This is a genomic window from Kiloniella litopenaei (genome assembly GCF_000982415.1).
Taxonomy (GTDB): Bacteria; Pseudomonadota; Alphaproteobacteria; order Kiloniellales; family Kiloniellaceae; genus Kiloniella; species Kiloniella litopenaei.
Genome location: NZ_LANI01000072.1, coordinates 1 through 452, shown reverse-complemented (window position 1 = coordinate 452; position 452 = coordinate 1). Strand labels below are relative to the sequence as shown.

1 protein-coding gene is annotated in these 452 nt (G+C 30.8%); it reads right to left on the bottom strand.

The window, feature by feature from the left end:
* Window positions 1-40: 40 nt before the first annotated feature.
* Window positions 41-184, bottom strand: coding sequence for a hypothetical protein (locus WH95_RS21375; protein WP_157846037.1), 144 nt, complete (start codon window positions 182-184; stop codon window positions 41-43).
* Window positions 185-452 lie beyond the last annotated feature (268 nt).

The window sequence follows — 452 nt, the reverse complement described above, 5'->3', positions numbered from 1 at the left end:
CCTTGTTGTATGAGAATTTTTTAAAAAATATGGCGCTCGATTAATTGTCATTTGCACCACCTTTTTCAGTGGCGAAATCTGCACGTGCCGCGGCCACAGCAATGAGCTTAATAAGCTCTCTTAGATCATCATGTTTATAATTATTTGCTTTATCATTAATACTTTTTGGTATAATAAACTTCATAGTCGAACCTTTTTGTTTTTCTTAGTTCGATCTAGATAGGGCTCTTTTTGAAATTATTTTTCAGACGAGCCTATTTTTTTTATTTTTTCTGACTTTTTTTATTTTTTGCCCTTCTTACCAGTAAGAAATTCACGATTTTGGCAATAAATACAGTTTGTTAAAAAATGCCTATATTTAAAAGTTAAGCTATCTTCCGATTATTTTTTATTTTTCAAAAATAACAAAAAAATCGGATCGCAATTAAAATCCCCCCCTATTTAGCTCCTAG

What these genes read in the sequence shown, in the direction of transcription:
- WH95_RS21375 (WP_157846037.1), bottom strand. Translation starts at nt 184, where the DNA reads ATGAAGTTTATTATACCAAAAAGTATTAATGATAAAGCAAATAATTAT.